This window comes from Streptomyces sparsus (assembly GCF_054776295.1).
This window is the reverse complement of record NZ_BAAHCA010000812.1, coordinates 1-2,255: the sequence shown is the minus strand read 5'-3', so window position 1 is coordinate 2,255 and position 2,255 is coordinate 1. Positions and strand designations below refer to the sequence as shown.

The window sequence follows — 2,255 nt, the reverse complement described above, 5'->3', positions numbered from 1 at the left end:
CGAACGCCAACTGCACCGCCGGGCCGTGCGGGCCTTCGGCTACGGCCCGAAGACCCTGGCGCGGGTGCTGCGCCTGGAACGGGCGCTCACCCTCGCGCGGGCCGGCCTGCCCTTCGCCCGGGTTGCGGCGGACGCCGGCTACGCCGACCAGGCCCACCTCGCCAGGGAGGTCAAGGCCCTGGCGGGTGTGCCGCTGACCACCCTGCTGAGCTGATCCGCCGACCGTGCACCCGGCCGCGGCGGCGGGGTCACCGCTGCGGCAGGGCGGTGCCGGTCAGGAGGTCGGTCAGGGGTGCCGGTCAGGGGGTGCCGGGCAGCGGGGCGAAGAGGTCGACCGAGTTGCCGTCCGGGTCCGCCACGACCGCGTAGCGCTGGCCCCAGAACGCGTCCCACGGCTCCCGGACACCGGGGTGCCCGGCCGAGACCAGTTGGGCGTACAGGGCGTCCACGTCCGCGGGACTGTCGCAGAGGAACGCCAGCGACATCCGGCCCTCCCCGGTGGGCAGCTCCCAGCCCGGGTGCATGGACCGCACGACGTCGACCGTGTCCCAGGCGAGCCGAACGCCGCCGGGGCCGGCCACCTCCGCGTGCGGTGCCGCGTCCGCCTCCGCGGGGATGTCCAGGCCGAGCCGGCGGTAGAAGGCGAGCGTCGCGGCCATGTCCGCGGTGACCATGCCGACCAGGTCGAAACGGGCGGTGACGGCCGGAGCGGCGCCGTCGGAGGACGTGCGAGGGGCGTCGGCGGCAGAAGTGGTGTTGTCGGACGGTGATCCGGAGGTATCGGAGGTATCTGAGGTATCTGAGGTAGTGGTCATGCCCAGGACGCTAGACGGTGCCCGGGCCGCGGGTCTTGAACGAATCGGACGTCCTCCGCGCCGCCCCCGCCCCGGCCGTCCGGGTACGGTCGGGGCGGGGGCGGGGGCCGGTCTGCGGAGGCGGGTCAGCTCCACGAGCGGGATGCGCCGGCCGGCCTTCGCCTGGTGGTCGGGGAGGAACGGCCACTGCTGGACGGCCTCCGCGAACAGTTCCGGGTACTCGTCGTCCGGCGGGACGGACGCGGCGGCGGTGAACGTCTCGGTGCCCATCTCCACGGTGACCTCCGGATGAGCGAGGACGTTGTGGTACCAGTCGGGGTTGTGCGCGGCGCCCAGGAAGGACGCCACCACGAAGAGCCGGCCGCCCGAAAGCACCAGGAAGCCCAGGGGGTTGGTGCGGCGGGTCCCCGTCCGGGCGCCGGTGTGGGTGAGCAGCAGCAGACCGTCCGCGTTGAACGGCAGCCCCTCACCGAGCGGTCCGGCGCCCTGCTGGGCGCGGAACCGTTCGGTCACGTGGCGGTTGAACGCGTTCGCTTCATCCGGGTTCATGGGCCGAGCCTAGGACGGGCAGGCCCGAAATCACCGGCAACCCGGCGCAGCAACCCCGGAGTTGCCCGACGGCCCGAGCCGCGGCCCGGCCGATCGCGGCGTCCAGGTCCGGTCTGCGCGTGGACAGCGACTCCGTCTCGGCGAACACCGCCACCGCGAACCGGGCGCCGTCGGGGAGGGTGACCACGCCGATCTCGTTCCGCACCCCCGGCAGGGTTCCGCTCTTGGCCGCCACCGCCACGCCCTCGTCGAACGCGGCAGCCAGCCGGTGCCAGCTCACCTGCTCGGTCATCAGGGATCGCAACGCGGCGCACCCCGTCGCCGGTCCCGCCCGGTCCCGCCACACCAGGCGCAGCAGCCGCGTCATGTCGCGGGCGGTACTGCTGTTGGTGCGGGCCGGGTCGAGCGCCCGCAACTCCCGGAACCGGGCCGGCGGCAGGGCCGCCAGGGCCCGGGCGAACTCCGCCGGACCGGCGCAGCCCAGGTCCTCCAGCATGGTGCCCAGCACCCAGCGCGGGCTGCCGAGCACCTGGGTCGCGGCCAGCCCCAGCTCCTCGGCGAGCGCCCGCACGGTGTCGGTGCCCAACCGCCGGAACAGCAGGTCGGCCGCGGAGTTGTCGCTCACCGTCAGGGTCCAGCGCGCGAGGTCGCGCAGGCTCAGCTCGACGTCGTCGGCGCAGCCGGCGGTGCCGGTGCCACCGAGCCGGTCCGCGGCGCGGACCACGGCGCGTTCGGTCGGGTCGAGCTGTCCGGCTGCCGCCTGGCGGGTGAACTCCAGCACCAGCAGCACCTTCACCACCGACGCCAGCACCACCGGCCGGTCCGCCCGGTGGCCGGTCTGCCGCCCGCAGTCCACGCACGCCGCGTGCAACCGCAGCCGCGCCCCGAGCC

Annotated in this window: 3 protein-coding genes and 1 pseudogene; 1 reads left to right on the top strand and 3 read right to left on the bottom strand. The window is 74.9% G+C overall.

All coding sequences use genetic code 11. The features are described from left to right. On the top strand, window positions 1–214 hold a 214-nt coding region (locus ACYVE9_RS23705; RefSeq protein WP_461029927.1), incomplete at its 5' end, for a helix-turn-helix domain-containing protein. An 85-nt stretch (window positions 215–299) separates the two neighbouring features. On the opposite strand, the gene ACYVE9_RS23700 is transcribed toward ACYVE9_RS23705, so the two are convergent. The 3 genes and pseudogenes from ACYVE9_RS23700 to ACYVE9_RS23690 all read right to left on the bottom strand — a co-directional run. After that, complete coding sequence (locus ACYVE9_RS23700) at window positions 300–815, bottom strand: VOC family protein (protein ID WP_461029928.1); 516 nt, start codon at window positions 813–815, stop codon at window positions 300–302. Between the two features lie 135 nt (window positions 816–950). Then, a pseudogene (locus ACYVE9_RS23695) lies at window positions 951–1,364 on the bottom strand (nitroreductase/quinone reductase family protein); the annotation flags it as partial. Next, a partial coding sequence (locus ACYVE9_RS23690) for a serine hydrolase (RefSeq protein ID WP_461029926.1) occupies window positions 1,351–2,255 on the bottom strand: 905 nt, incomplete at its 5' end. The gene ACYVE9_RS23690 and the pseudogene ACYVE9_RS23695, both read right to left, overlap by 14 nt.

Excerpts from the sequence above, each read along its gene's own strand:
- ACYVE9_RS23700 (WP_461029928.1), bottom strand. The coding sequence starts at position 815 with ATGACCACTACCTCAGATACCTCAGATACCTCCGATACCTCCGGATCA.